This is a genomic window from Wenzhouxiangella sp. 15190 (assembly GCF_003417465.1).
Classification (GTDB): Bacteria; Pseudomonadota; Gammaproteobacteria; order Xanthomonadales; family Wenzhouxiangellaceae; genus Wenzhouxiangella.
The window spans coordinates 47,171-72,882 of sequence record NZ_QVMV01000046.1 but is presented as its reverse complement, the minus strand read 5'-3'; the positions used below and the strand labels follow the sequence as shown (position 1 = coordinate 72,882).

Here is a 25,712-nt window from a genome sequence, read left to right as displayed (position 1 = left end):
CGTGGCTGAACGCACGGCCCGCTCGCCCTCCCTGCTGCTTCGCCTGCTCGTCGGCGCCGGGCTGGCCCTGCTGATCGCCCTGGCCGCCGTGGGGGGCGCCATCGACCGGGTGTTCACGAACGCTGCCGAGTCCAGCATGCGTGAGCGCCTCGAGGCGGTGGTCTACCTGATCCTGTCCACCGTCGAGGTCGACGAGAACGGCCAGCCCGTCATTCCGGAGTCACTCGCCGAACCGCGCCTCAACCGGCCCGGTTCGAGCCTGCACGGCGGCGCGATGACCCCTGAGGGCGAATGGCGTTCGCCTTCGCTGATGGGTGTCGAGCCGCAGCCCAATGCGCGGCTGATCGAGCGCGGTACCGAGCTGTTCCGTGGCCTGGAAGCCGACGGCAACTGGAACGTATTCGCCATCGGCCTGGGTTGGGAACTGCCCGGGGGGGAGATCATCGACCTGACCATCTGGGCAGCCGAGGACCCGAATCGCCTGCGAATGGAATTGGCGGGGTTCAGAGGCGACCTGTGGCGCTGGTTGGGGCTGGCAGCGGTATTGATCATCGCCGGCCAGGTCGTGCTGCTGCTGATGATCCTGCGACCGTTGCGGCGGGTGGCCGCCGAAGTGGCGGCGATCGAGTCGGGCCGCCGCGAAGGGATCGAGGGGCGCTATCCGCGCGAGTTGCGCCCGCTGACCGACAACCTCAATGCCCTGCTGGCGGCCGAGCGCGACAACGCCCGGCGCTATTCCGAGGCCCTGGCTGATCTGGCGCATGCACTCAAGACGCCGGTCGCCGTCCTGCGCGCCCGGCTCGAATCCAGCGAACCGTCCCGTCCGTCCGACCTGGCCCGCCAGATCGACGATATGGAGCAGATCATCCGTCGGCAGCTCGAGCGGGCGCAACGTTCCACACGCCGCGCCTTGCCGGCAGCGGTTCCCGTGCGCCCGATCCTCGAACGCATGGCCGACTCGCTCGAACGTTTGCACGTCGACAGCGATCTTCGGGCGGAAGTCATCGGCGATGCTGAACTGGTCGCCCACATGGACGAGCGCGACCTTTGGGAAGTCTGCGGCAATCTGATGGAAAACGCCGCCAAATACGGCAACGGACGCCTGCGTGCAGCGGTTCGCCCCGGTGAACCCGGCCAGCGGCGAAATGGCGTGATCATCGAGATCGAGGACAACGGCCCCGGGATCGCGCCCGAGGCGCTCGATCGACTGTTCGAGCGCGGCCAGCGCGGCGACGAACGGCGCGACGGCCAGGGCCTGGGCCTGTCGATCGTGCGCGAACTGGTCGAGGCGAGCGGGGGCCGACTCGAGGTCGACACCGGTGAATTCGGTGGCGCGCGTTTTCGGGTTATCCTTCCGCCACGATGACCGACCGTACCGCCATCGATCGGCTGATCGACATCATGGCGCGGCTGCGCGACCCCGAGCGTGGCTGCCCCTGGGATGTCGAGCAGACCTTTCGCACCATCGCGCCCTACACCGTCGAAGAAGCCCACGAGGTGGCCGACGCCATCGAGCGTGAGGATTTCGACGATCTGCGCGACGAGCTCGGCGACCTGCTCTTCCAGGTAGTGTTCCACGCTCGCATGGCCGAAGAGCAATCGCGGTTCGGCTTCGACGACGTCGCCGGGGCAATCGCCGACAAGCTGGTGCGCCGCCATCCGCACGTCTTCGGCGATGCTGCCTTCGACAATGTCGAGCAGCAGAGCGCCAACTGGGAAGCGATCAAGGCCGCCGAGCGCGCCGAGAAGGGGCAGGCTGACGAGAGCGTTCTCGACGGGGTCTCGCGCGGGCTGCCGGCCCTGCGCAGGGCGGTGAAGCTGCAAAAGCGTGCCGCCCGCGTCGGCTTCGACTGGCCCGATATCGATCCCGTTTTCGACAAGCTGCACGAAGAAGCCGAGGAACTGCGGGCCGCGCTCGCCAACGACGACGCCGACAATATCGAGGAGGAAATCGGCGACCTGCTGTTCGCGGTCACCAACCTGGCGCGCAAGCTCGATGTCGACCCGGGGGCGGCGCTGAGGCGTTGCAATTACAAGTTCGAACGGCGCTTTCGCACCATGGAAGAGATGGCACGCGATCGTGCGATCGATCTCGCCGATCTCGACCACGATGAACTCGAAGCTGTCTACGAGGCCGCCAAGGCCCGCCTGGGCGAGCGCGGCTGAGACACCCGGCTTGATCGAGCTTTTCCAACCGACGTGATAATCTGCCGCTGCGATACCAATTCCTGCCAGGGAGCCGGGCATGTCAATTCGCCATCTCGACCGGATGTTCGCGCCGCGTTCGGTCGCGGTCTTCGGCGCCTCGGAGCGGCCTGGCAGCGTCGGCCAGGCCGTGTTCGCCAACCTGATTGGCGGTGACTTCGAGGGCGAACTCTATCCGGTCAATCTCCACCACCGCGAAGTAGTCGGGCGCAAGGTCTACCGCAAGACGACGGACCTGCCCGAAGTACCCGACCTGGCCGTGATTTGCACGCCACCCGAGACGGTCCCCGGCATACTCGAAGACCTGGGTGCCTTCGGCACGCGCGCGGCGGTGGTGGTCACCGCCGGTTTCAAGGAAGCCAGCGCCGACAGCGGTCGCGATCTGGAAGCCGAGATGCTCGAACACGGAGGGCGCCACGGCTTGCGCATTCTCGGCCCCAACTGCGTCGGCCTGATGATCCCGGGTATCGGCCTCAACGCCAGTTTCGCACCGGGCCAGCCCGTACCCGGCCGCATCGGCTTCATCACCCAGTCCGGGGCGCTGGCCACCACGGTGCTCGACTGGGCCGCCGAGCGCGAGATCGGCTTTTCGTCATTCATCTCGCTGGGCAACTGCCTGGATGTCGACATCGGCGATGTCATCGACTACCTGGGGTCGGATGCGCGGACGCGCTCGATCCTGCTCTACATGGAAGCGCTCACCGACGGGCGCAAGTTCATGTCGGCGGCACGGGCGGCCTCGCGCAACAAGCCGCTGGTGGTGGTCAAGTCGGGTCGCGCACCCGAGAGCGCCCGGGCGGCCGCCTCGCACACCGGGGCGCTGGCTGGAAGCGACGAGGTCTATGCCGCGGCCATCCGCCGTGCCGGCGCGCTGCGTGTCTACGGCATCGAAGATCTGTTCCGTGCCGCCGAATTCCTGGGCCGCGTGCGACCGCACGAGGGCAATCGCCTGGCCATCCTCACCAACGGCGGCGGGCCGGGCATCCTTGCCACCGACGAACTCGTCCTCAACGGCGGAACCCTGGCCGAGCTGGACGACGCCACCGGGGCCCGGCTCGATGAGGTCTTGCCGCACAACTGGTCGCACGGCAATCCGATCGACATCATCGGCGACGCCTCGCCGGAGCGCTATCGCAAGGCGCTGGATATCCTGATTTCGGCCGATGAAGTGGATGCCATACTCATCGTGCACGCGCCGACCGCGATGGCGGGCAGTCGCACCATCGCCGCGGAGTTGGCCCCGGTGGCCTCCAAAGCCGGCAAACCCGTCTTTGGCTGTTGGCTGGGCGGAGCCTCGGCTCGCGAGGCCTACGAGGAATTCGCCGCCGCCGGCCTGCCCGGCTTCCTGTCGCCGGCCGACGCCGTGGCCGCCTTTTTGGCCCTGCAGGAGTACCGCGCCAATCAGACCGCGTTGATGGAAACGCCGTCGGAGATGCCCACTTCGGCGGTCATGGATCCTGACTCGGTTTCCGTCATTCTCGATCGTGCCCATCGAGAGCAACGCAACTGGCTGAGTGAGATCGAGGCCAAGTGCGTGCTTTCGGCCTACGGCATCCCCGTTGTTGAAACGCGCCGGGCCGAAACACCCGAAGAAGCCGCCCGCATGGCTGTCGAAATCGGCTTCCCGGTGGCGCTGAAGGTGATTTCCGCTGACATCACGCACAAGTCCGACGTCGGCGGCGTGGTGCTCGACCTCGAGTCCGAACAGGCCGTGCACGAGGCGGCCGAAGGCATCGCCCGACGCGTCGAACAGCTTGCCCATGCCCGGCTCGAGGGATTTTCGGTACAGCGCATGGTCCGGCGGCCCGAGAGCGTCGAGTTGATCGTCGGCGCCAGCACCGACCCGGTCTTCGGCCCAGTCATGGTGTTCGGCAGCGGCGGCACGGCCGTGGAGGTGGTCGGCGATACCGTCGTCGGTCTACCGCCGCTGAACATGAGCCTGGCCCGGCAGATGATCGATCGCACCCGGGTGGCGAAACTGCTGGCCGGCTACCGCAACCGCCCGGCGGCCCGCGCCGACCTGATCTGTGACGTGCTCGTGCGGGTGGCGCGCTTGATGACCGATCTCCGGATGGTCGAGTCGATCGACATCAACCCGCTGCTGGCCGACGACGAGGGTGTCGTGGCCCTGGATGCCCGTGTCGAACTGCGAAGTGTCGACGCCGGTCCGCGCAGACGCCCGGCCATCGCCCCGTATCCGACGCATCTGGTCGAGCGTGTCCCGTTCGGCGACGGCGAGATCACGCTACGGCCGATCCGCCCCGAGGATGAGCCGGCGCATCGCGATTTCTTCGACAGCCTGGAAGCCGAGGACGTCCGCTTCCGGTTCTTCGGCGTGATTCGCGCGCCGGAGCATACGGAACTCGCCCGTTTCACCCAGATCGACTACGAGCGCGAGATGGCCTTCATCGCCGTCGACGACGAGGGCCGCACCCTGGGCGTGGCGCGCATCGTTCTCGATTCACTGGGGCACCGGGCCGAGTTCGCTGTTGTCGTACGTTCGAATATCAAGGGTCGCGGCCTGGGCCGCATACTGCTCTCGCGCCTGATTCGTCACTGCCGCGAGACCGGTGTCGAAGAAGTAGTCGGCCAGGTGCTGCAGCAAAATACCCGCATGCTCGGCCTCGCGCGCGACCTGGGCTTTCGCGTCGAAGCCGCGGATGAGGACGGGATTCACGAGGTCATACTGGATTTGTCCCGAGAGGAACAGGAATGAACATGCATCGACCATCGATCACCGGCCTGCTGCTGTGGTGCTTGCTGCCGGCAGGGATGGCCGCGGCCGGGGAAAGCATCGTCGGCCAGGTCGAGAGCGTCCAGCTCCTCGACGCCTCACAGCTCGGCGGTGGCGATCATCTGGTACTGGTGCTCGAAGACGGAGAAGCGTTTCGCCTTCCCGGTAAGCGAAGCGTGGCCCTCGGATCCGGCGTGCGCGTTTCGGTGGCGTATCGTTCGCCCGGCGAGGCCGAGGCAATGCCGGAGGCCTGTAGCGTGCGTGTGCTGGCTGTGCCGCTTGAGCGCGACGGCGAGGTGACCATGCAGGAGGCGGAGCGGCCCTTCGAGGTTTATCGCAACGAATCGGCGGGCCCGGACTGTTGAGCGGCGGCGAAAGCGGGGGTATCATACGCGGCTCGCTTTTCGGGCCGTTAGCTCAATGGTAGAGCAGTAGGCTTTTAACCTATTGGTTGAAGGTTCGAGTCCTTCACGGCCCACCATTTCCCTGCCGCCCATGGCGCAATCGCGCATCCCGCAGACCTCGCAGACCGGACCGCACCGGCGGCTCGAGGAAACGGTGCTGCGGCATTTGCGCCATGCCTGGCAATCGCCTGTCCACGACTACAGTCGCCGCGCATTCGGCGAACTGAACCGATCGCTCGACTCCGCTTGGCCCGTGGTACTGGATTCGGGCTGCGGGACCGGCGTCTCCACGGTCGCGCTGGCGCAAAAATATCCCGAATGCCTGGTCGTCGGCATCGACAAGAGTGCGGCCCGGCTCGGCAAGTCTCCCGAGCTGCCGGCCAATGCCCGCCTGGTCCGGGCCGACCTGGCCGATCTGTGGCGGTTGATGAGCGAGGCCGGCTGCAAACCGGCGCATCACTACCTGCTTTATCCCAACCCCTGGCCCAAGCCGGCGCATCTCAAGCGCCGTTGGCACGGCCACCCGGCCTTCCCCAGCCTGCTCGCACTGGGCGGGCGGCTGGAGCTACGCAGTAATTTCGAGCTGTACGTCGACGAATTCGCACGGGCGCTGGCGCTGGCCGGAGTCGTCGACGTGAAAGTGGTATCTTTCCGGGTTGACGACCCAATCAGCCCGTTCGAGCGCAAGTACCTGCTCAGCGGGCACCGATTGTTCCAACTCACCGCAACTCTGGAGTGACACCATGAAAGCACTGCGCGCAAGCGGTCTCGTAATTTCGGCCCTGATGCTGGCCGCCCCGGTCCTGGCCGACGAAAAGTTGAAGGACATCATCGAAAGCGACGTCCGGCCGGCTGAAGAAGCCGAGCGGGACCAGTACCGGAATCCCTACGAGACCCTGACCTTTTTCGGCATCGAGCCGGACATGACCGTGATCGAGATTTCGCCGGCTGGCGGGTGGTATACGGAGATTCTCGGTCCCTATCTGGCCGAGGAGGGCAAGCTCGTGGCCGCGCACTGGAACATGGAGCAGGAAGAGTTGCCGGGCTACTACGAGCCGGGCATGGCGACCTACAAGGAACGCATAGCCGCCGAGCGTTTCGGCGAGGTGGAGATCATCGCGTTCGATCCGCCGGAGATGGTAGACCTGGGCGAGCCCGGCTCGGCCGACATGGTGCTGACTTTCCGCAACGTGCACAGCTATGCCGGTGACGGCACTTTCCGTGACGTGGCCGAAGCAGCATACGATGTGCTCAAGCCCGGCGGGGTATTCGGCGTGGTTGGCCATCGCCTGCCCGAAGACGGTGAGCAGGATCCGGGCACCGGCTATCTCAAGCAGAGCTGGGTGGTGGGCGTCGTCGAATCCTCCGGCTTCGTGCTGGAAGAAGCCTCGGAGATCAACGCCAATCCGGACGACACGGCCGACCACCCCAACGGCGTCTGGACCCTGCCGCCGAGCCTGCGCGTTCCCGAGGGCGAGGACGAGGAGCAATACCGCCAGATCGGCGAAAGCGACCGCTTCACCCTCAAGTTCGTAAAGCGTTAAGACGCTCGCTCCGCGAGCGTCTTAACGTCCCGGCCGCAGCGAAGCGAAGAGCCGGGACCTCCCTGAAGCGGCACGGAGGGTTGTCGCAGCAAGCGTCTTAACGTCCCGGCCGCAGCGAAGCGAAGAGCCGGGACCTCCGTCACCTGGCGATACGATAAGTCGGAGTCACCGGACGGGGCGCAGCCCCGATCCGGGACCTCCCTGAGGCAGCGAATGGTTGTTCGGAGGCACCTGCCGGAGCACAGCCTGATCCGGAATTCAGTGTTCGGGGTGAGTCAACCGTGCGAGATTACGGCTCTTCGGCCGGCATGACTGGTAGCGGCTCAAGCCCGGAATCACGGAAAGGGGCGTGCTAGTCTTTGACCCGTTGTGGGCTTCAATCGGAGTCGAGCGCCATGAATGTTCTTCCCGTCCTGACCGTGGATGAAGCGGCCGCGCTGCTTCGCGTTTCAACCGCCGATATCGAAGCCGAAATTGCCGCCGGCCGGTTGGCAGATGTAGGCATCGGGCGCCGCCGGCGCATTCTCAGGCGCGACCTCGATCGTTTTATCCGCCGCCAGGGCAGTCGGGGTCTGCACGGCAGGCTTCGCTGGCCGGCACTTGCCGTAACATTCCTGTTTGCCGGGGGACTGGCCTGGGCCGTGTCGGATTTCCCTTTCCCGCAGTGGGCCCATGTCGAGATCGAGCCGCAGGCGGCACTGTTCGTCGATGAACAGGCTGACGGCGGCGCCGACCCGGAACAGTTCATGCCGGTCAATGCACCGCTGGATTATCGTCGATACAACGACGCTCCCAATCCCGGTGATACCGGTTACACCCACACGTTGATGAGCTTGCAACAGCACAACGACGTGCCGGCCGGGGCCAAATCCTATCCGCTGGCCTTCTTCGTCAACCTCGATACCAATCATGATCGCGGCGATGGCGTCGCCAGCATCGTCAATCTGCGCAAGCGCGGCTCGGGCTGGTCCGCCGCTTATCATGCCGACGTATTCGCCTACGGCTCGGGCGCCGCCATTGGCAACAGCATCGAGACTTACGACATCGGAGAAGATCGTTCCTACCTGATCGGGCTGAATGTCCAGAACAAGGCCCATGTGGGCAATGCCGGGCTGCAGGTACAAACCGGACCCCTTCCCGAGGAACATGACTGGTGGGAACCGGGCATGGACGGCAGCTGGATGGCCGGTCTGCGTCTGGCCGGGCAGCCGGGGGCCGGCTACTACGACACCGGCATCGAGTTCGATCGACACACGCACGGTCGAAGGGGTCTCTGGATGCGAGGCCAGTTCGATGTCGGCCTCGATCTTGGTACCAATTCCATTCGCATGGCCGGCGGGACGCCGCTGGAACTGGACGGCGGGGCAGGAGTCGCACTGCGGCACAATCCCGACTTGAACCGGATCGAGTTCCTGCAGGACGGCAACGTCATCGCCTGGCTGGATGCGGCTGCACGCGGTGTCAACCTGGCCGATTGAACCCGCCATGCGGACTCGACCGAAATGCTGAGGGCAGGCGTCCACCCCTCACATTCCGGTGACTCATTGGTTCGTATGCTGTTCAACCGATGAAAGTCACCAGAGAAGAGAGACGCCCATGCCGGAACTGATCGAACTGGTCTACGCCAGCCGTTCCAATGTCGCCCGCAACAAGGGGGCACTGGGCGTCGAGCCGGAAGTCGGTCGCATCCTCATCCAGTCGCGCCGCAACAACGAACCCAGGAATATCGGTGGCGTACTGTGCTTCGGCAACGACATCTTCTTCCAGTGCCTGGAAGGTGAGCGCGAACACGTCGAGAAGCTCTACAACAAGCTCAATGACGACCCGCGCCACCGCGACATCACATTGCTTCGCAAGCGGCCGATCGAAAGGCGGCGCTTCAAACTCTGGGCGATGAAATACCTCACACTCGACCGCACCTTGCGCAAGAAGCTCGAGCACCGCGGCCACAAACGCTTCGATCCATTCCACTTCGACGAGGAGACGATCGACGAGGTGCTCGATGTGCTCAGGGAGTCCACCGAGGCGTCAATGCCGCAAGGCGAATGGTCAGAGCCGAAGGTGAGCACCGACACCACGCCGGTGAAGGTCTACCTGACCGCCGCCGGGAGCGTGCTGGTGACGTTCGCCATTATCGCCTGGGTTCTCCTCTAGGAGAGCATTCCGGCCCCAGCCATCCATAGGGAGCGCCGGCCACCGGTACTTCCGGTATTTCGTCGGTAATCGCTGTGGCAAGGTTGCCCGTCTTGGGCGACAATTCCCGGCCATGAGCGAAATCAAACCCGTTTCCGGCGACTTCGAACAGCAACCCCTGCGCACCTACGCCGAGCGCGCCTATCTCGACTACGCCATGTACGTCGTGCTCGACCGCGCCCTGCCCAACGTGTGCGACGGTCTCAAGCCCGTGCAGCGGCGCATCGTCTACGCCATGAGCGAGCTGGGGCTGTCGGCGGCGTCCAAGCACAAGAAATCCGCCCGCACGGTGGGTGACGTGATCGGCAAATTCCATCCGCACGGCGATTCCGCCTGCTACGAGGCCATGGTGCTGATGGCCCAGCCGTTCTCGTATCGCTACCCGCTGGTCGACGGGCAGGGCAACTTCGGCTCGCCCGATGACCCCAAGTCCTTCGCGGCCATGCGCTACACTGAGTCGCGCCTGGCGCCGTATGCCAAGGCCCTGCTGGCCGAGCTGGGGCAGGGCACTGTGGAGTGGGTGCCCAACTTCGACGGCACGCTGAAAGAGCCCAAGCTTCTGCCTGCCCGTCTACCCAACGTGCTGCTCAATGGCGGGCAGGGTATCGCCGTGGGCATGGCCACCGACATCCCGCCGCACAACCTGCGCGAGGTGGTCTCGGCCTGCGTGCGCCTGCTCGAGGCGCCCAAGAAGACCAGCGTGGCCGAGCTGTGCGAACACATCCCCGCCCCGGACTTTCCCGGCGGGCCGGAAATCGTCAGCTCCCGGGAGGAACTGCTCAACCTCTACGAGACCGGCTCGGGCGGTATCCGACAGCGCGCCAAGTGGGAACGGGAAGGCGAGGAGATCATCATCACGGCGCTGCCGCACCAGGTCTCGCCGGCCAAGGTGCTCGAGCAGATCGCCTCGCAGATGCAGGCCAAGAAGTTGCCCTGGGTGACCGACTTGCGCGACGAGTCCGACCACGAGCATCCCACCCGCCTGGTCATCGTGCCCCGCAGCAACCGGGTCGATCTCGAACAGCTCATGGGCCACCTGTTCGCGACCACCGACCTGGAAAAGAGTGCGCGCATGAATCTCAACGTCATCGGCCTCAACGGCCGGCCCGGCGTGCGCAATCTCAAGGAACTGTTGATCGAGTGGCTGGAGTTCCGGCGCCAGACCGTCACCCGGCGTCTGGAATATCGGCTCGATCAGGTCGTCGATCGCCTGCATATTCTCGATGGTCTGCTGATCGCCTATCTCAATATCGACGAGGTGATCCACATCATCCGCACCGAAGATGAGCCCAAGCCCGTCCTGATGGAGCGCTTCGGCCTGACCGGTACCCAGGCCGAGGCCATCCTCGAGCTCAAGCTACGCAATCTCGCGAAGCTCGAGGAAATGAAGATCCAGGGCGAAAAGGACAAGCTCGAAGACGAGCGCAAGCAGATCGAGGCCATCCTGGCTTCGCCGAAGAAGCTCACCCGCCTGATTCGTGACGAACTGCTCGAAGACGCCGAAGCCTACGGCGATGAGCGCCGCTCGCAGATCGTCGAACGTGCCGCCGCCCAGGCCCTGAAGGAAACCGACCTGGTGCCGTCCGAGCCGGTCACCGTGGTGCTCAGCGACAATGGCTGGGTGCGCGCGGCCAAGGGCCACGACATCAAGCCCGAGGAACTCAATTACCGTGCCGGCGACGAATTCCTGGCCGCCGCGCGCGGCCGCAGCACGCAGACGGCCTGCTTTCTGGATTCCACCGGACGCAGCTATTCGTTGATTGCCCATGAACTGCCTTCGGCTCGTAGCCTGGGCGAGCCGCTCACCGGCCGCTTCAGTCCCAAGGCCGACGCGGCTTTCCGCAGCCTGGCCATCGGCGCGCCCGAAGATCGGGTGTTGCTGGCCAGTGATGCCGGCTACGGCTTCGTCACGCAGCTGGAGCACCTGCACACACGCCAGAAGGCCGGCAAGCAAATGCTCACCGTGCCGGCGGGCTCGGACGTGCTGCCGATCTCACCGGTGACCGAGGACGAGGAAGCCGTCATCGTCTGCGCCACCACCGAGGGCTACCTGCTCGCCTACTACCTGTCCGAAGTCCCCGAGCTGTCCAAGGGCAAGGGCAACAAGCTCATCAATATCCCGCCCAAGGCAAAGAAGGCCGGCGAGAAAATGGCCGGTGCCATCGTCATCGCCGCCGGCGAGGATTGCCTGGTCTGGGCCGGGCAGCGCTACCTGCGTCTGAGCTGGGCGGATACCGAAAACTACTGGGGTGAGCGCGCCCAGCGCGGCCGGAAATTGCCGCGAGGTTTCCAGAAGGTGACGAAATTGACCTTGGCGGATTAGCGTTCAGGAGAAATCCTTCTCCTCCTCGCCCTCAGGCGGAGCGGCAAGCTCCTGCCGGAAATCACGCAGCCATTGCTTGATGGCGGCAGCCTGATCCGGTCCCATCCGGATCAGCAGCTTGCGGCCCCATGACTCTTCCTGCAGCGCTTCGTCTGCAAAATGCAGTCGCCCCTCGTAGGGCACGACCTCGAACGGCAGTTCGACTTCCGGCGTGGCCAGCAGGTGATCGACGACGTCAATGAGACGGTCATTGAAATACGGCTCTGTCTCGCCGAGCTCTTGCCAGGCTTCCTGAAACAACGGGTAGTAGCGTCGGTAGAGCATCGCGGCTTCGTCTGCCGGTATGGACTCGATCGAGGCGACCAGGCTTTCGTAGCGGGCGGTGTTGGCTTCGGTCCAGAGTAGCTTCTCACCATCACCACTCTCCTCGGTGAGCGGCTCGGTATCCAGCGTTCGTACCGGCAACGATTTCAGCGCCGGTGCTTCGCCTTCGAGGCTGTTGATCACCGAAACCGCGCGCGGGATGACGAACTCGGGCTTGATCCACTGCTGGACGAAGTCGTTGCCGAGCAGGCTTGCCAACGCTTCGAGTGCGGCGGTGTCGCTGTCGGCCAGGTCCGGTAGTGGCTCCGGCTCAGGTTGGGCTTCCGGCGACGTATCGGATGCTTCCGGGCTGTCGTCTCCCATGGTTTCGTCGGGCGTCGGGATCGGCTCGGGTTCGGGCAAGGGATGGCGTGGTTCGGGCTGCTCGGGCTCGGCCGGGATGTCCAGGTCGGCCTCCGGCACCAGTTCCGCCTGCCGTTGTTGCTCCATCCACCACAGGCCCGCTACCAGGGCCAGGACGACGAGAACGCTGATGATCCACCGCATTGGCGTTTTCCGATTGGAATATATGAGTTGTGACCACCCTTTCGCGCAGTGGTTCTTACGATTGGCGGGGGGGTCCGAATTCAGCTATCGGAACGGACCTGTTAATCTGCGGAAAGGTACTACAAACCAGGATAGTCAAATGGAATTTTCAATGGGAACGTTGGTGGGTCAGCTGATTGGCCTGGCACTGCTGATTACCCTGGCAGTGTTGGCCGTCAGGTTCCTCCTGTCGGCTACACGATTGATGAACCGGAAGGCGGACGCGCTCGAGCGGGAGGCTCGCCCGGATCGGGGTAATGGCAGTCGCTAGATTTTCGGATCCAAGGCCAGAAGCAGTGTGTCGGCCTCGACAATGTCTTCGGCGGTGACGGCAATCTCGCTGACTTCGCCGTCCATAGGCGCCTTGATCGCCAGTTCCATCTTCATTGCTTCCATGATCAGCAGGGTTTCGCCTTCGCTGACCGACTGACCGGCCTTGGCGCGGATTTCGAGGATCTTGCCGGGCATGGGGGCGAGCAGGCGGCCGTCGCCGGCGCTGCTGTCAACGGCGGCTTCGAAGCGGGCATGGCGGTTGACGGGCCAGCGGCGGTTGTCGAGACAGACTTCCAGGCGGTGTTCGCCGGCGGCGTGGATCTGAAGGCGACGGCCCTGGCCGTCCAGCGTCAGACTGAATTCGGTGTCGGACAACTGTTTGATGCGGACCGGGTGGGTCTCGTCATCGATCTGCAGGCGGTAATCTCCGCCGAAACCGATCGCCTCGACAGTGACGCGTTTGTCGGCGCATTCGATGTCGAGCGATCGCGTGGCTGGCTCGCCCAGGCGCCAGCTGTCGCAGGTGTCCCAGGGAGTATCGCCGGTCGCCTTCGATTCCTGCATCAGCAGCCAGCGGCCGGCGGCCGCGGCCAGTACGTCGAGTGGCGGTTCGCCGGCTTCGAGAATCGTCGACAGTTCGCGGTCGAGCAGGCCGGTGTCGATGGCCGCTTCCGTGAACACCTGCGACCCGGCCAGGGCCTGCAGGAAGCCCAGGTTGGTGGTCGGGCCGGCAACGAAGCTCGCTGCCAGGGCCTGGTTGAGCCGGGCCAGGCAGGCCTCGCGCGTGCTGTCGTGGACGATCAGTTTGGCGATCATCGGGTCGTAGTGCATGCTGACCTCGTCGCCTTCGTCCACGCCCGAATCGATGCGCACCCAGTCGGTCTCGGGCAGCGCCAGCGCATCAATGCGGCCGGTCGAGGGAACGAATCCGTGGTCCGGGTCCTCGGCGTAGATACGCGCTTCCATGGCGTGGCCGGTCGCGCGGATGTCATTCTGCCTCAAAGGCAACTGCTCGCCGGCGGCAACGCGGAGCTGCCACTCGACCAGGTCCAGGCCGGTGATGCATTCGGTCACCGGGTGCTCGACCTGCAGACGGGTATTCATTTCCAGGAAGAAGAATTCGTCGCCGTCGACCAGGAATTCGACCGTGCCGGCGCCGACGTAGTCGACCGCTGCGGCCGCACGTACGGCCGCGGCCAGCAGGCGCTGGCGAACCTCGTCATCGAGTTTGGCGGCCGGGGCTTCCTCGATGATCTTCTGGTGGCGGCGCTGGCTGGAGCAGTCGCGTTCGAACAGGTGCACGGTATGGCCGTGGGTGTCGGCAAAGACCTGGGCCTCGATATGGCGGGGCGTGGGCAGGTAGCGCTCGATGATCATGCGCTCGTCGCCGAAAGCGCCGGCGGCTTCGCGCCGGGCAGCTTTCAATGCCTCTTCGAAATCCGTTTTCGAATGCACCACGCGCATGCCCTTGCCGCCGCCGCCGGCTGCGGCTTTCAGCATCAGCGGGAAGCCGACGCGCTCGGCCTCTTTCATCAACTTATTGTCGTCCTGGTCGTCACCGTGGTAGCCGGGGATGAGCGGCACGTCGGCGGCTTCCATCTTCGCCTTGGCCGCGGCCTTGGAGCCCATCAGGTCCATGGTCTCCGGGGTGGGTCCAATCAAAGTCACGCCGGCATCGCGGAGCTTTCGCGCAAAGTCGACGTTTTCGGCCAGGAAGCCGTAGCCGGGATGAATGGCCTGCGCGCCCGTGGCCTTCGCCGCCTGGATGATGCGATCGACATCGAGGTAGGACTCGCGCGCGGCCGCGGCACCGATATGCACGGCCCGGTCGGCCAGGCGCACGTGCCGCGCGTTCGCGTCGGCGTCGGAGTAGACGGCCACGGTCTCCACGCCCAGGTGGCGGCAGGTGGCGATGATGCGGCAGGCGATCTCGCCGCGATTGGCAATCAGAACTGTTTTGAACATAGTCCCCCAATAATAAAATTGTCCACAGATGAACACAGATGAACACAGATAAAGAAAGAGTCCGGGTGCGGGCGCTCGATGGAAGAATCGGGATCTACCCAATCCACCTCGTTTGGCTCGCCTGTTGTTTTTAATCTGTGTTTATCTGTGGACATAAAGATTTTTCAGGAATCGCCTGCAATCCAGGACGGCTTACGCTTTTCGAGGAAGGCGTTGAGGCCTTCCTGGCCTTCTCGGGAGACGCGCAGGGCGGCGATCAGTTCGGAGGTGCGGCGGTCGGTTTCGGCTTCATCGTGACGGCCGCTGGCGATGGTGTGGATCAATTCCTTGCAGTGCGCCTGCGCGTGCGGGCCGCCGGCGAGCAGCAGGTCGACCAGGTCGGCCACGTGGCCGTCGAGCTGGCCGGTGGGTACGGTATCGCTGACCAGGCCGATATGCACGGCGCGTTCGGCGTCGACGCGCTCACCGGTGAGCATGTAGTGACGGGCATTGTTGACGCCGATGCGCGGGATGACGAACGGCGCGATGGTCGCCGGCGCCAGGCCCAGGCGCACTTCCGTCAGGCCGAACTTTGCGGTCTCGAGCGCCACGGCCAGGTCGCAGCAGGCGATCAGGCCCACGCCGCCGCCGAAGGCGTGACCGTTGACGCGTGCAACGGTCGGGCAGGCCAGCTGGTCCAGTTTGCGCAGCATGGCCGCCAGACGCTTGGCATCGTCGCGGTTCTCGGCTTCCGAGCCTTCGGCCATCGAGCGCATCCAGTTGAGATCCGCCCCGGCAGAGAAGCTGTGGCCCTCGCCGGTGAGGATCATGGCCCGTGCATTCTCCTTGGCGACCTTGTCGAAAGTCTCCGACAGCTCGGCCACCAGCTCGGCGTTGAAGGCGTTGTGCACCTCGGGCCGGTTGAGCGTCACCGTGGCCACGCCGCGGTCGTCGATTTTGAGTTTAAGCAGGTCAGTCATGGTCTGATCTCGTACGTTTTTGGCTACTCACCCAGTGGTGGGCCTAGTCGTCGGTGTAAAGTGTGAAGTGTTAAGTTTCGGCAGTCACGTTGAAGTTGTGCACCAAGGGCTAAGCTCGCCGCATAACACCTAACACCTAACACCTAACACCTAACACCTGCACACTTCACACTTAACACTTAACACTTAACACTTTTTCCGCTACATCCGGAATACGCCGAAGCGCCCCCGTTCGATCGGGGCGTTGGCGGAAGCCGCGATGGCCAGGCCAAGCACGCGCCGTGTATCGACGGGATCGATGATGCCGTCGTCCCAAAGGCGTGCGCTGGCGTAGTAGGGATGCCCCTGGTGTTCGTACTGGTCACGGATCGGCGCCTTGAACTTCTCTTCCTCGTCGTCCGACCACTCCTCGCCGCGTGCTTCCAGCGCGTCGCGCTTGATTGTGGCGAGCACGCTGGCGGCCTGGTCGCCGCCCATCACGGAGATGCGGGCATTGGGCCACATCCACAGGAAGCGCGGCTGGTAGGCGCGGCCGCACATGGCGTAGTTGCCGGCACCGAAGGAGCCGCCGATGACCACCGTGAACTTGGGTACATGCGAGCAGGCCACGGCGGTGACCATCTTGGCGCCGTCGCGGGCGATACCCGATTGCTCGTATTTCTTGCCGACCATGAAGCCGGTGATGTTCTGCAGGAATACCAGCGGGATGTTGCGCTGGTTACACAGTTCGATGAAATGCGCGCCTTTCAGGGCCGACTCGGAAAACAGGATGCCGTTGTTGGCGACGATGCCCACCTTGTAACCGTGAATCGACGCGAAGCCGCAGACCAGGGTGGTGCCGTAGCGGGCCTTGAACTCCGTGAACTCCGAGCCGTCGACGATGCGGGCAATGATCTCGCGCACCTCGAAGGGGTAGCGGGTGTCGTCGGGCAGGATGCCGTAGATGTCCTTGACGGTCCAGGCCGGCTCGCTCGGTTCTTCACTCGGACCGAAGGCCGGCTCGGGACGATTGAGGTTGCCGACCAGCTCACGTGCGATGGCCACCGCATGGGTGTCGTTTTCGGCGAAATGGTCGGCCACGCCGGACAGGCGGGTGTGCACGTCCGCGCCGCCCAGCGTTTCGGCATCGACTTCCTCGCCGGTGGCGGCCTTGACCAGCGGTGGGCCACCGAGAAAGATCGTGCCCTGTTCCTTGACGATGATCGCCTCGTCACACATTGCCGGCACATAGGCCCCGCCGGCGGTGCACGAGCCCATCACGACCGCGATCTGCGGGATGTTCTTCGCCGACAGTCGCGCCTGGTTGTAGAAGATGCGGCCGAAATGGTCGCGGTCGGGGAAGACCTCGTCCTGCAACGGCAGGAAGGCGCCGCCGGAATCGACCAGGTAGATGCAGGGCAGGTTGTTCTCCAGCGCGATTTCCTGGGCGCGCAGGTGTTTCTTGACCGTGATGGGGTAGTAGGTACCGCCCTTCACCGTGGCGTCGTTGGCCACGACCATGCACTCGACGCCATTGACGCGCCCCACGCCGGTGATGATGCCCGCGCCGGGCGCGGCATCCTCGTACAGCCCAAAGGCCGCCAGCGGCGCGACCTCCAGGAACGGGCTGCCGGGGTCGAGCAGGGTGCGCACGCGCTCGCGTGGAAGCAGCTTGCCACGACCCTCGTGCTTTTCGCGTGACTTCTCCGGCCCGCCCAGCGCGGTTCGCTCGAGTTTCTCGCGCAGGTCGGCGGCCAGTTGCCGGTGATGCTCGTCGCGGGCGACGAAATCGGCGTCCTTGCGGTTGACGTGGCTGTCCAGGCGGGGCATGGGCGCTCCAGTCGGTCAAAGCGTTTCATTGTAGCGGGTTGGCCGGGTGGTTGGCTCATTGCATGAAGACCAACGAGGCCTATCCGGGCTTCGAGCCCTGACTCGTTAGCCGTAAAAACCGATTGACGCTCGGTTTTTGCCTGCGTAGACTTCGTGCCCCGGTTCGCGCGAGATCCAGAAAAAGTGTCAAGCGATAACGCCAGCGACATCCGTTCGCCCATGCCTTTGCTCGGTAACCTTGAAGTCGCCGTGATGGAACGGCTCTGGACCGAGTCCGAGTGGACGGCCAAGGCGCTTCACGATTGCATGGGCGTGGAGCGGGGTATTTCTCTCAACACGGTCCAGTCGACCCTCGAGCGCCTGCACCGCAAGCAGCTGGTGAAACGCCGCAAGCAAGGCCATGCGTTTCGATATTCGCCGAAGGTTTGCCGGGACGAACTGGTTGCCGCCTACATGCGGGACATGTTGGGCCGGTTGGGCGGCGACCCGGCGGCCTCCATTGCTGCCTTCGTGGAGTCGGCCGAGGGCATGGACGAAGCCACCATCGAGCGGCTGGAGGCCGTCCTGAATCGCCGGCGCCAAGAGGAATCGCGGTGATCGAGTTGCTCACGATGTTTCTGGTTCTGGGCGTGCTGGCCTGGGCGGTCGGCATCGTGCTGTCGAGCATGCTGTCGAGATGGTCTTGCGAGCCAGAGTCGCCTGATCGCCGGATTCGGCGGACTACGCTGGTGGCGCTTTTGCCCTGGCTGCTTCCGGTGACCTGGATCGCATCGCTCGGCGCGGTGGCTGCCGGCAAGCGCGCGGGCTGGTTGGACGATCACTGCCGGGCCCACGGCGATGGGCATCCCCATCTCTGTTTCGAACACTTTCCGGCCTTTCAGGTCGACCCGCTGGCAGCTGCGGCGCTGCTATTGGTGCTGGCAGTCTTGGCGGTTACCGCCGTTCGCCACTTGATGGCTGCGTTGGGTCGGCGCAGGCGTCTCAACGGGCTGTTGCGCCTGCTGCCCACCGGCGGCTTGATGCGTCGCATCGAAGACAGACGTTCGATGGCGTTGGTGGCAAGGCCGCTTCGGCCCGTGCTCCTGATTTCGCGCGGGCTGCTCGAGGGGCTCGATCGACGTGAGCGGCGCGTGGTCGTCGCCCATGAAGCCGCCCATTTGCGTCAGGGCGATCTCGTCAAGTCGTCGCTGTTCGAATGGCTGCTGACGGTTCACTGGCCGGCCATGGCCAAGCGCCTGCGGGCCAATTGGCGCCAGGCAATCGAAGAACGCGCCGACGATCGGGTTGCGCTTCGCTTCGGCCGCTCCATCACGGCGCAGGTCTTGCTCAAGGTGGTCCGGCAGCAGCACTTTCCCGCCACCGCCGGTCTTTCGGCCGGGGGTGCGAACGTCGCATTTCGCGTCGAGCGGCTGCTTGACGATGGCGGGCGGGCTTCTGCCGCCGCTGACTGGGCTGCCGTTGCCCTGGGCGTCATGGCCCTGGCCTCGGCCTGGCCGCTGGCAGGCGCGCATCACGCCATGGAGACCTTTCTGGGTGCCATCCTGGGAGCCTGACATGTCGAAATTTCTCGCCCTCATCGGGTTGCTGGCTGTCTCCTTGCATGCCTACGCCCAGCCGTATCTTTCCGAAGCCGAAGCGGTTCGGATCGGGCTCGAAAGATCGGATTTTGCGGGTTGGCTGGAAGCGGGAAGAGCTCAGGCCGATGGCCTCGCCCGCACGGCCGGCCAGTGGGACAACCCGGAGATCGAGTACAGCTATGAAGAAGCCGACCTCGCCGGCGGTGCCGTCGAAGACCACTTTTACTGGCTTCGACAGCGGTTCAATCTCGCCGGCGTCCATGGACTCGAGCGGCGCTCGGCACGTTTCCGAAGCGCCGCCAGCGGCGCGCGCATCGACCTGGACCGCAACGAGCAGGCGGCGCTGATCCGTCGGCACTTCTACGACGCCCTGGCGGCGTCTAGTCAGGCCGAGGCGGTAGATCGCTGGCACGACCGCCTGGCGCAGCTGGTCGCCGACGTCGATGAGCGTGCGCGGGCAGGGGACGCCTCCCGATTCGACGCGTTGCGATTGCGCCACGAACTCGCCGCGCTCAAAGGTGACCGACTGGAGACGCAGGCCCGGGCGGCTTCCGCGCGCGACCGCTTGTTCGGTCTGATCGAGCATGAGCCGGTCGAACTGGCCGGAGAACTGCTCCCGCCGATGTCGAAGGTCGCGGAGCCGCGCCACCTGGTGGCCGACCATCCCGAGTTGCGGGCCCTAAACGCGGAAATCCGGGCTGCCGAACTTTCTGCTCGGGCGGCCGAGCGCGGCCGCTGGCCGGAAATGACGCTGGGCGTGGGCCGGCGCGAACTCGACGAGCCCGGAATTTCGGCCAGCGGCAATCTCTTCATGGTGGGCCTGGAAGTGCCCCTGTTCGACCGCGGGGCCGGGCGGGCCCAGGCCGAAAGCGCCCAGGCGCGTCGGCTCGCCGCCGAACGCGAATTGATGATTTCACGACTGACGTCCGAGATCAGAAGCGCCGCCCGCGAACTCGAGGCGCGTCGCAGCGCCGCACTGGCGTTGAGCGAGATCCAGGACGCCGAGTCCCTGGCCGAAATCGCCGAGAGCGCCTACCGGGCGGGCGAGATCGGGGTGCTTGAACTGATCGACGCCCACCGAACGGAATTGGCCGCGAGCCGCGAGCGAATTCGCCGCGCGCTGGCGGCAAGACAATCCCATATCGAATTGCAACTGATGAGAGGTGAACCATGAACAAGTCCCTGCTGACCATTCTGGCGGGCCTGCTGGCCCTGGCGCTGACCGCCTGTGGCGCCGGCGACGGTGATCACGGTCATGCCCATGACGACGGCGAAGCGCACGAGCATGCCGATGCAGATTCGCACGAGGGCGATCACGCCCATGACGGCGAGTCGGGCGACGATCACGGCCATCCGCACGACGAAGGCGCGACGACCGAAACCGAAGCCTATTACGGCGACGAGGCGGCCGACTCCGCCGGCCATTCCGGCGAGATGATGCACGACGAGAACCACGACGAAGCTCACGCCGAGGGCGAAGCACACGATCACGACGACGGGCACGAGCACGAAGAAGGCGAGCACGCGCACGAAGACGACTCGCATGATCACGACGGCGGGGAGGCGCATGACCATTGATCGAAGCGGGGCCGGCCCGGTCGCAGCCGCGCTGGCCCTGTTGATCCTGCTTGGATCCGGCTGCAGCGTCGGTGACGAGGCCGGTCACGACCATGGCGCGGCCGGAGCCGGCGAAGACGAACACGATAATGCGCCCGCCGGCGAATCGGTGGTCGTCACCGACCACAGCGCACAGACGGAGTTGTTCGTCGAGTTTCCACCCCTGGTGGCCGGTGAGACCTCGAGGTTTGCCGCCCACATCACGCGCCTGAGCGATTTCCAGCCCATGCGTGCCGGGCGTCTGGATGTAGTTCTGGAGCAGGACGGCCGCACCGTGGCGCGTTTTCGCGTCAATGAGCCGGCACGTGCCGGGTTGTTTACCCCGGCGGTCACCCCGCGCGAGGCGGGTGAGTTTCGTCTGCTGGTGCGCGTGCAGGGAGAAGGTCTTGAAGTCGAGCACGATCTCGGTAGCTTCCGCGTCTACGACTCGCCGCAGGCCGCCCGCGTCACCGCCCCGGCGCCGGAAGGCGACATCAACTATCTCAAGGAACAGCAGTGGACGGACGTGTTCGCCACCGAACCGGTGGTCGAACGTCCCCTCAGGCCCTCGGTGCTGGGTTTTGCCACGGTGACTGCCCCGGCCGACGCCGGAGCCGAACTCCGGGCGCCGGCCGACGGCCATATCGCGCACCGGGCGCTGTCTCGCGCCGGCGACCGCGTCGCCGCGGGCGAGGTGCTGGGTTTCGTCGTGCCGCGCCTGGGCGCGGAAACCGATTTCGGCCGCCTGCGCGTCGATCTGGAGCAGGCCCGTTCAACCCTGGCCCTGGCCCGGCGCGACGTCGAGCGGCTTGCGCCCCTGTTTGAGCAGGGCGCGGTGCCCGAGCGCCGCCTGATCGAGGCGCGCGAGCGCGTCGAAGTCGCCCAGGCCGAGTTCGAGGCCGCCCGCGCGCGGCTGCAGCAATACGAGCAGGGCGACGGCGTTGCCGGTATCGCCCTGCGATCGCCGGTCGCCGGCGAGGTGGTCGAGGTGACCGCCCGGCCGGGTGCTTTCGTGCGCGCCGGCGATCGCGTCTTCCGCGTGGCCTCACCCGAGCGTCGTTGGCTCGAAGTCCGGCTGCCCGAGCGCTTTGCCGGTGACATCGGTCGCGCCTCCGGCGCCTGGCTGGAAGGAAACGACGGTTCGGTCGTCGTCCTCGATCAGGCAACGGGCGCGCGGGTGGTGCAGACCGAGGCAGCCGTCCACCCGGTGACTCGAACGGTCGGTGTGACCCTGGACTACCCGGTCGAGTCCGGCCCGCGGCTGATCGGGGCGCGCCTACCCGCCCACGTTTTCGTGGCCGAGTCGCAGTCGCGACTGGCCCTGCCGCGATCGGCCGTTGTCGAGGACGGTGGGCGTGAGGTGGTCTACGTACAGACCGGCGGGGAGACTTTCGCCCGTCGGCCCGTGAGGCTGGGCGCCATCGACGGCGACTACGTTGCCGTGCTCTCGGGTGTGAGCGCCGGCGAACGCGTGGTTTCGAAAGGGGCGTATCCCGTCCGTCTGGCCGCCGCCGGCGGCAATGAAATCGGCCACGGCCACGCGCACTGAACCAGGGTTTCTAGACGATGATCGATCGCATCATCAGCATTTCGCTGAACAACCGTCTGCTGGTTCTGGCAGCGGCGGTCTTCCTGCTGGCCTGGGGTACCTGGGTGGGGCTGCGCTCGCCCATGGACGTCTTTCCCGACCTGACTGCGCCTTCGGTGACGGTGGTCGCCGAGGCTCACGGCATGCCGCCCGAAGATGTTGAGCGGCTGGTGACTTTTCCCATCGAGACAGCGATGAACGGGGCCAGCGGCGTACGCCGCGTGCGCTCCAACAGCGGCATCGGTATCAGCGTGATCACGGTTGAATTCGAGTGGGGCACCGATATCTATCGCGCCCGCCAGATTGTATCGGAGAAACTGCAGGGCGCACGCAGCTCGCTGCCGGCCGACCTGCCCCCGCCGCAGCTGGCGCCGGTGACCTCAATCATGGGCGAGGTGATGTTCATCGCCCTGGTCTCGGACGAACACGACGAGATGGCGCTCAAGACCGTGGCCGACTGGACCGTTCGAAGGCGCCTTCTGGCCGTGCCCGGGGTGGCCGAGGTGATTCCCAACGGCGGCCGCACCCGGCAGTATCAGGTCGTGGCCAGTCCGGAGCGACTTGCCGCCTATGGCATTACGCTCGACCAGCTCAGCGAGGCGGTCGGCGAGGCCAGCGCCAATGCCTCGGCGGGGTTCATGACCGAAAACGGCCAGGAATTCCTCATCCGCGGCATTGGACGCGCCGAGGGCCTGGAGGACATCCGCCGGGCCGTTGTCCTGCACCGGGACGAGATTCCGGTGCTGGTGCAGGATGTGGCCGACGTGGGTATCGGCCCGGCACCGCGCCGCGGGTCGGCAGCTTACAACGCGCACTCGGCCGTCGTGCTCGGGATTCAGAAGCAGCCCGACGTCAATACCCTGATGCTGACCGAGCGACTGGATGAAGTGATCGCTGATCTCGGCGCGGCATTGCCCGACGGCATGCGCATCGAGACCGACGCCTTCCGGCAGGCCGACTTCATCGAGGTCGCCATCGACAACCTGGTCGTGGCTGTTCGCGACGGTGCCGTGCTGGTGGTGCTGATCATGTTCGTATTCCTGTTCAGCCTGCGTGCGACAGGCATTGCGCTGTTGGCGATTCCGCTGTCGTTGCTGGTGGCCGTGCTGGGTATCCGCTTCGTGGGTGGCAGCATCAACACCATGACGCTCGGCGGTATGGCCATCGCCCTGGGCGCGTTGGTCGACGACGCCATCATAGTCGTTGAAAACATCGTCCGGCGGCTTCGCGAGAACGCGCAAAAGCCCGCCGAGGAAGGGCGCGGGAACCTGAGCGTCGTATTTGAGGCCACGCGCGAAATCGAGGCCTCCATCGTATTCGCCACGCTGATCATCATCCTGGTCTTCCTGCCACTGTTTTTTCTGCACGGCGTGGAAGGGCGGCTGTTGCAGCCGCTCGGGCTGGCTTACGTCATTTCCCTGGCCGCCTCGCTGCTGGTGGCCGTCACGGTGACGCCGGTGCTGGCGCTGCTCGGCCTGCCGGGCAGCCGGGCGGTTCATCAGGACCACGACACCCGCCTGATATCCGGGCTCAAGCGCATCTATCGCCCAGCGTTGGGATTTGCCATGGATCACTGGCGTCTGGTCATCGCTGCGGCGGCGACCTTGTTGGCCGCATCGATCATCATGCTGACGATGGCCGGGCGCGGGTTCCTGCCGGAGTTCAACGAAGGTAGCCTAACTTTGAGCGTGGTCACCCTGCCGGGAACCTCGCTGGAGCAGTCCGACGCCATCGGGCGGCGGGTCGAGACCATCCTGCTGGAGCAACCCGAGGTGGTGGCTACGGCCAGGCGCACGGGGCGTGCGGAGCTTGATCCACACGCGCAGCAGGTTTTCGCTTCGGAAATCGATGTCTCTCTCGAGATGCAGGAAAGAGAGAAAGCTGAACTGCTGGCGCAACTCCGCTCGCAGTTTGCGCTGTTGCCCGGAACCAACGTCATCATCGGACAGCCCATCTCCCATCGTATCGATCACATGCTCTCGGGCACGCGGGCCAATATTGCCATCAAGATCTTCGGCGAGGACCTGGCCGAGCTCCGAAACCTGGGCTCGCAGGTCGAGTCGCGGGTGGCTGAAGTGCCCGGCGCGGTCGACGTGGCGATGGAGGAGCAAAGCGAGATCCCCTTCGTGAGCGTGCGCTTCGATCGCCTGGCGCTGGCCAACTATGGCCTGAGCGTCCAGGAGGCCTCAGAGGCTTTGGAGGGGGCCATGACGGGCGCCACCGTCGGTCGCATCCTCGAAGGGCAGGCCAGCCACGACCTGGTCGTGCGCTTCCCCGAGTCGGTGCGGGAGAGTCTGGAGACCATTCGGCAGACAGCGCTGACGCTGGATTCGGGTGCGCGCGTACCCTTTGCTGCGATTGCCGATATCGAGCGCGATCGTGGGCCAAACACCATCGGTCGCGAGAATGTGCAGCGACGGATGGTCGTCATGGCCAACGTCGCCGGACGCGATCTAGTGGGTGTGGTCGATGATATTCGCCGTGCGCTGGGCGAAAGTGTCGAGCTGCCGCCGGGTTATCACATCGAGTACGGCGGACAGTTCGAGAGCGCCGCTTCGGCCGGAACCCGTCTCATGTTTCTGGGCGGGGCGGTAATCGTCGGTATATTCCTTTTGTTGGTCGGCGCCTTCGGCAATGCGCGCTCGGCCTTTATCGTCATGCTCAACCTGCCGCTGGCGCTGATCGGCGGAGTAGTCGGCGTGTGGCTGACCGGTGGCATCATGACGATCGCGGCGCTCATCGGGTTCATCGCCCTGTTCGGCATCGCCACGCGCAACGGTGTCATCCTGGTCGATCACATCGGCCGGCTGCGAACCGACGGCCTGGGCCTGGAGGAAGCGATTCGTCGCGGCGCCGAGGAACGGCTGGTGCCGATCCTCATGACCGCCCTGGCCACGGCCCTGGCCCTGGTCCCGCTGGCACTGGCCGCCGGCGAGCCGGGCAGTGAGATCCAGTCGCCGATGGCGGTCGTTATCCTGTGGGGTTTGGTGTCCTCGACGCTGCTCAACATGCTCGTCGTGCCGGCAGTGTGTCGGCGGTTTTTGCCGCTGGATGCGTAGAAGTCGGAATTCTTGTGCTTGGATCGCGGTAGTGAGCATCAGGCGATTTACGATTCTCAGGCTACGGATTCCGGCCACGGACCACGGATTTTGGTGCCCAAACTGGTTGCTCCGGCCTGTTCGGGGCGGTTATAATGCTGGGCTTGATGAAATCCGGCGACTGGGGCTTTTGCACAAAGCCCGGCCTGGGACCATCCCAGGGGGTTTTCTGGAAAAGCCCGGTCGCTCTACAGAACTGTTTTCAGGAGTAGATTGAACAATGACTCTGACCGCTGAAGAAAAGAGCCAGGTTGTCAAGGATTACCAGCTCTCCGAGGGTGATACGGGTTCACCGGAAGTGCAGGTTGCGTTGCTGACCGCGCGCATCCAGCACCTGACCGGGCATTTCGAGAATCACAAGAAAGACCATCACTCCCGTCGAGGCCTGCTCAAGCTTGTCAATCAGCGTCGCTCCCTGCTGGACTATGTCAAGAAAAAGGACATCCAGCGTTATCGCGACCTGATCGAGCGCCTTGGCCTGCGCCGCTAAGAAGCGGATTTTATCCGATTGATACCGACACCCCGGTAGCTTGCG

At 65.0% G+C, this 25,712-nt stretch carries 21 protein-coding genes and 1 tRNA gene; 18 read left to right on the top strand and 4 right to left on the bottom strand.

Annotation, left to right across the window (positions count from 1 at the left end; genetic code table 11):
• Position 1: 1 nt before the first annotated feature.
• The 10 genes from DZK26_RS11970 to parC all read left to right on the top strand — a co-directional run bounded on the left by DZK26_RS11970 (position 2) and on the right by parC (position 11,403).
• On the top strand, positions 2-1,366 hold the full coding sequence (locus DZK26_RS11970) for an ATP-binding protein (protein WP_116898993.1): 1,365 nt from the start codon (positions 2-4) through the stop codon (positions 1,364-1,366).
• Positions 1,363-2,166 (top strand): nucleoside triphosphate pyrophosphohydrolase, encoded by an 804-nt coding sequence (gene mazG / locus DZK26_RS11965; RefSeq protein WP_116898994.1) that lies wholly within the window; start codon positions 1,363-1,365, stop codon positions 2,164-2,166. Before DZK26_RS11970 ends, mazG begins: the two co-directional genes overlap by 4 nt.
• Positions 2,167-2,245: 79 nt before the next feature.
• Positions 2,246-4,921 (top strand): bifunctional acetate--CoA ligase family protein/GNAT family N-acetyltransferase, encoded by a 2,676-nt coding sequence (locus DZK26_RS11960; RefSeq protein WP_116898995.1) that lies wholly within the window; start codon positions 2,246-2,248, stop codon positions 4,919-4,921.
• Positions 4,918-5,304: a hypothetical protein gene (locus tag DZK26_RS11955; protein WP_147316868.1), complete on the top strand. Its 387-nt coding sequence runs from the start codon at positions 4,918-4,920 to the stop codon at positions 5,302-5,304. Before DZK26_RS11960 ends, DZK26_RS11955 begins: the two co-directional genes overlap by 4 nt.
• A gap of 41 nt (positions 5,305-5,345) precedes the next feature.
• Positions 5,346-5,420 (top strand) — tRNA-Lys (locus DZK26_RS11950).
• Between the two features lie 14 nt (positions 5,421-5,434).
• Positions 5,435-6,082: a tRNA (guanosine(46)-N(7))-methyltransferase TrmB gene (locus DZK26_RS11945; RefSeq protein WP_116898997.1), complete on the top strand. Its 648-nt coding sequence runs from the start codon at positions 5,435-5,437 to the stop codon at positions 6,080-6,082.
• A 4-nt stretch (positions 6,083-6,086) separates the two neighbouring features.
• Entirely contained in the window at positions 6,087-6,887 is an 801-nt protein-coding gene (locus DZK26_RS11940) for a class I SAM-dependent methyltransferase (protein ID WP_116898998.1), read from the top strand.
• A gap of 395 nt (positions 6,888-7,282) precedes the next feature.
• Positions 7,283-8,365 carry a helix-turn-helix domain-containing protein gene (locus DZK26_RS11935; protein WP_116898999.1) on the top strand — a complete coding sequence of 361 codons (1,083 nt, stop codon included), beginning with the start codon at positions 7,283-7,285 and terminating at the stop codon, positions 8,363-8,365.
• A 118-nt stretch (positions 8,366-8,483) separates the two neighbouring features.
• Positions 8,484-9,041, top strand: coding sequence for a BLUF domain-containing protein (locus DZK26_RS11930; RefSeq protein WP_116899000.1), 558 nt, complete (start codon positions 8,484-8,486; stop codon positions 9,039-9,041).
• A gap of 112 nt (positions 9,042-9,153) precedes the next feature.
• Complete coding sequence (gene parC / locus DZK26_RS11925; protein ID WP_116899001.1) at positions 9,154-11,403, top strand: DNA topoisomerase IV subunit A; 2,250 nt, start codon at positions 9,154-9,156, stop codon at positions 11,401-11,403.
• Between the two features lie 3 nt (positions 11,404-11,406).
• On the opposite strand, the gene DZK26_RS11920 is transcribed toward parC, so the two are convergent.
• Complete coding sequence (locus DZK26_RS11920; RefSeq protein ID WP_116899002.1) at positions 11,407-12,273, bottom strand: DUF3014 domain-containing protein; 867 nt, start codon at positions 12,271-12,273, stop codon at positions 11,407-11,409.
• A 163-nt stretch (positions 12,274-12,436) separates the two neighbouring features.
• Here DZK26_RS11920 and DZK26_RS14350 point away from each other — a divergent pair, with 163 nt between their 5' ends.
• Complete coding sequence (locus DZK26_RS14350) at positions 12,437-12,583, top strand: hypothetical protein (protein WP_181918465.1); 147 nt, start codon at positions 12,437-12,439, stop codon at positions 12,581-12,583.
• Here the strand turns inward: DZK26_RS14350 and DZK26_RS11915 are convergent.
• The 3 genes from DZK26_RS11915 to DZK26_RS11905 form a co-directional block, all read right to left on the bottom strand.
• Complete coding sequence (locus DZK26_RS11915) at positions 12,580-14,550, bottom strand: biotin carboxylase N-terminal domain-containing protein (protein WP_116899003.1); 1,971 nt, start codon at positions 14,548-14,550, stop codon at positions 12,580-12,582. The genes DZK26_RS14350 and DZK26_RS11915 overlap by 4 nt on opposite strands.
• 164 nt (positions 14,551-14,714) lie before the next feature.
• Complete coding sequence (locus tag DZK26_RS11910) at positions 14,715-15,509, bottom strand: enoyl-CoA hydratase-related protein (protein ID WP_116899004.1); 795 nt, start codon at positions 15,507-15,509, stop codon at positions 14,715-14,717.
• A gap of 201 nt (positions 15,510-15,710) precedes the next feature.
• Positions 15,711-17,318, bottom strand: coding sequence for a carboxyl transferase domain-containing protein (locus DZK26_RS11905; RefSeq protein ID WP_116899005.1), 1,608 nt, complete (start codon positions 17,316-17,318; stop codon positions 15,711-15,713).
• Positions 17,319-17,501: 183 nt separating this feature from the next.
• Between DZK26_RS11905 and DZK26_RS11900 the strand changes: the two genes are divergently transcribed.
• The 7 genes from DZK26_RS11900 to rpsO all read left to right on the top strand — a co-directional run bounded on the left by DZK26_RS11900 (position 17,502) and on the right by rpsO (position 25,667).
• Positions 17,502-17,915 (top strand): BlaI/MecI/CopY family transcriptional regulator, encoded by a 414-nt coding sequence (locus DZK26_RS11900; protein ID WP_116899006.1) that lies wholly within the window; start codon positions 17,502-17,504, stop codon positions 17,913-17,915.
• Entirely contained in the window at positions 17,912-18,871 is a 960-nt protein-coding gene (locus tag DZK26_RS11895) for a M56 family metallopeptidase (RefSeq protein ID WP_116899007.1), read from the top strand. The genes DZK26_RS11900 and DZK26_RS11895 overlap by 4 nt, the downstream gene beginning before the upstream one ends.
• A gap of 1 nt (position 18,872) precedes the next feature.
• Positions 18,873-20,069, top strand: a complete 1,197-nt coding sequence (locus DZK26_RS11890) for a TolC family protein (protein WP_181918466.1) — start codon at positions 18,873-18,875, stop codon at positions 20,067-20,069.
• Entirely contained in the window at positions 20,066-20,473 is a 408-nt protein-coding gene (locus tag DZK26_RS11885) for a hypothetical protein (protein ID WP_116899009.1), read from the top strand. Before DZK26_RS11890 ends, DZK26_RS11885 begins: the two co-directional genes overlap by 4 nt.
• Positions 20,463-22,040, top strand: a complete 1,578-nt coding sequence (locus DZK26_RS11880; RefSeq protein WP_181918467.1) for an efflux RND transporter periplasmic adaptor subunit — start codon at positions 20,463-20,465, stop codon at positions 22,038-22,040. The genes DZK26_RS11885 and DZK26_RS11880 overlap by 11 nt, the downstream gene beginning before the upstream one ends.
• 17 nt (positions 22,041-22,057) lie before the next feature.
• Complete coding sequence (locus DZK26_RS11875; protein ID WP_116899011.1) at positions 22,058-25,138, top strand: efflux RND transporter permease subunit; 3,081 nt, start codon at positions 22,058-22,060, stop codon at positions 25,136-25,138.
• A 259-nt stretch (positions 25,139-25,397) separates the two neighbouring features.
• Positions 25,398-25,667, top strand: coding sequence for a 30S ribosomal protein S15 (gene rpsO, locus DZK26_RS11870; protein ID WP_116899012.1), 270 nt, complete (start codon positions 25,398-25,400; stop codon positions 25,665-25,667).
• The last annotated feature ends 45 nt before the right edge of the window (positions 25,668-25,712 follow it).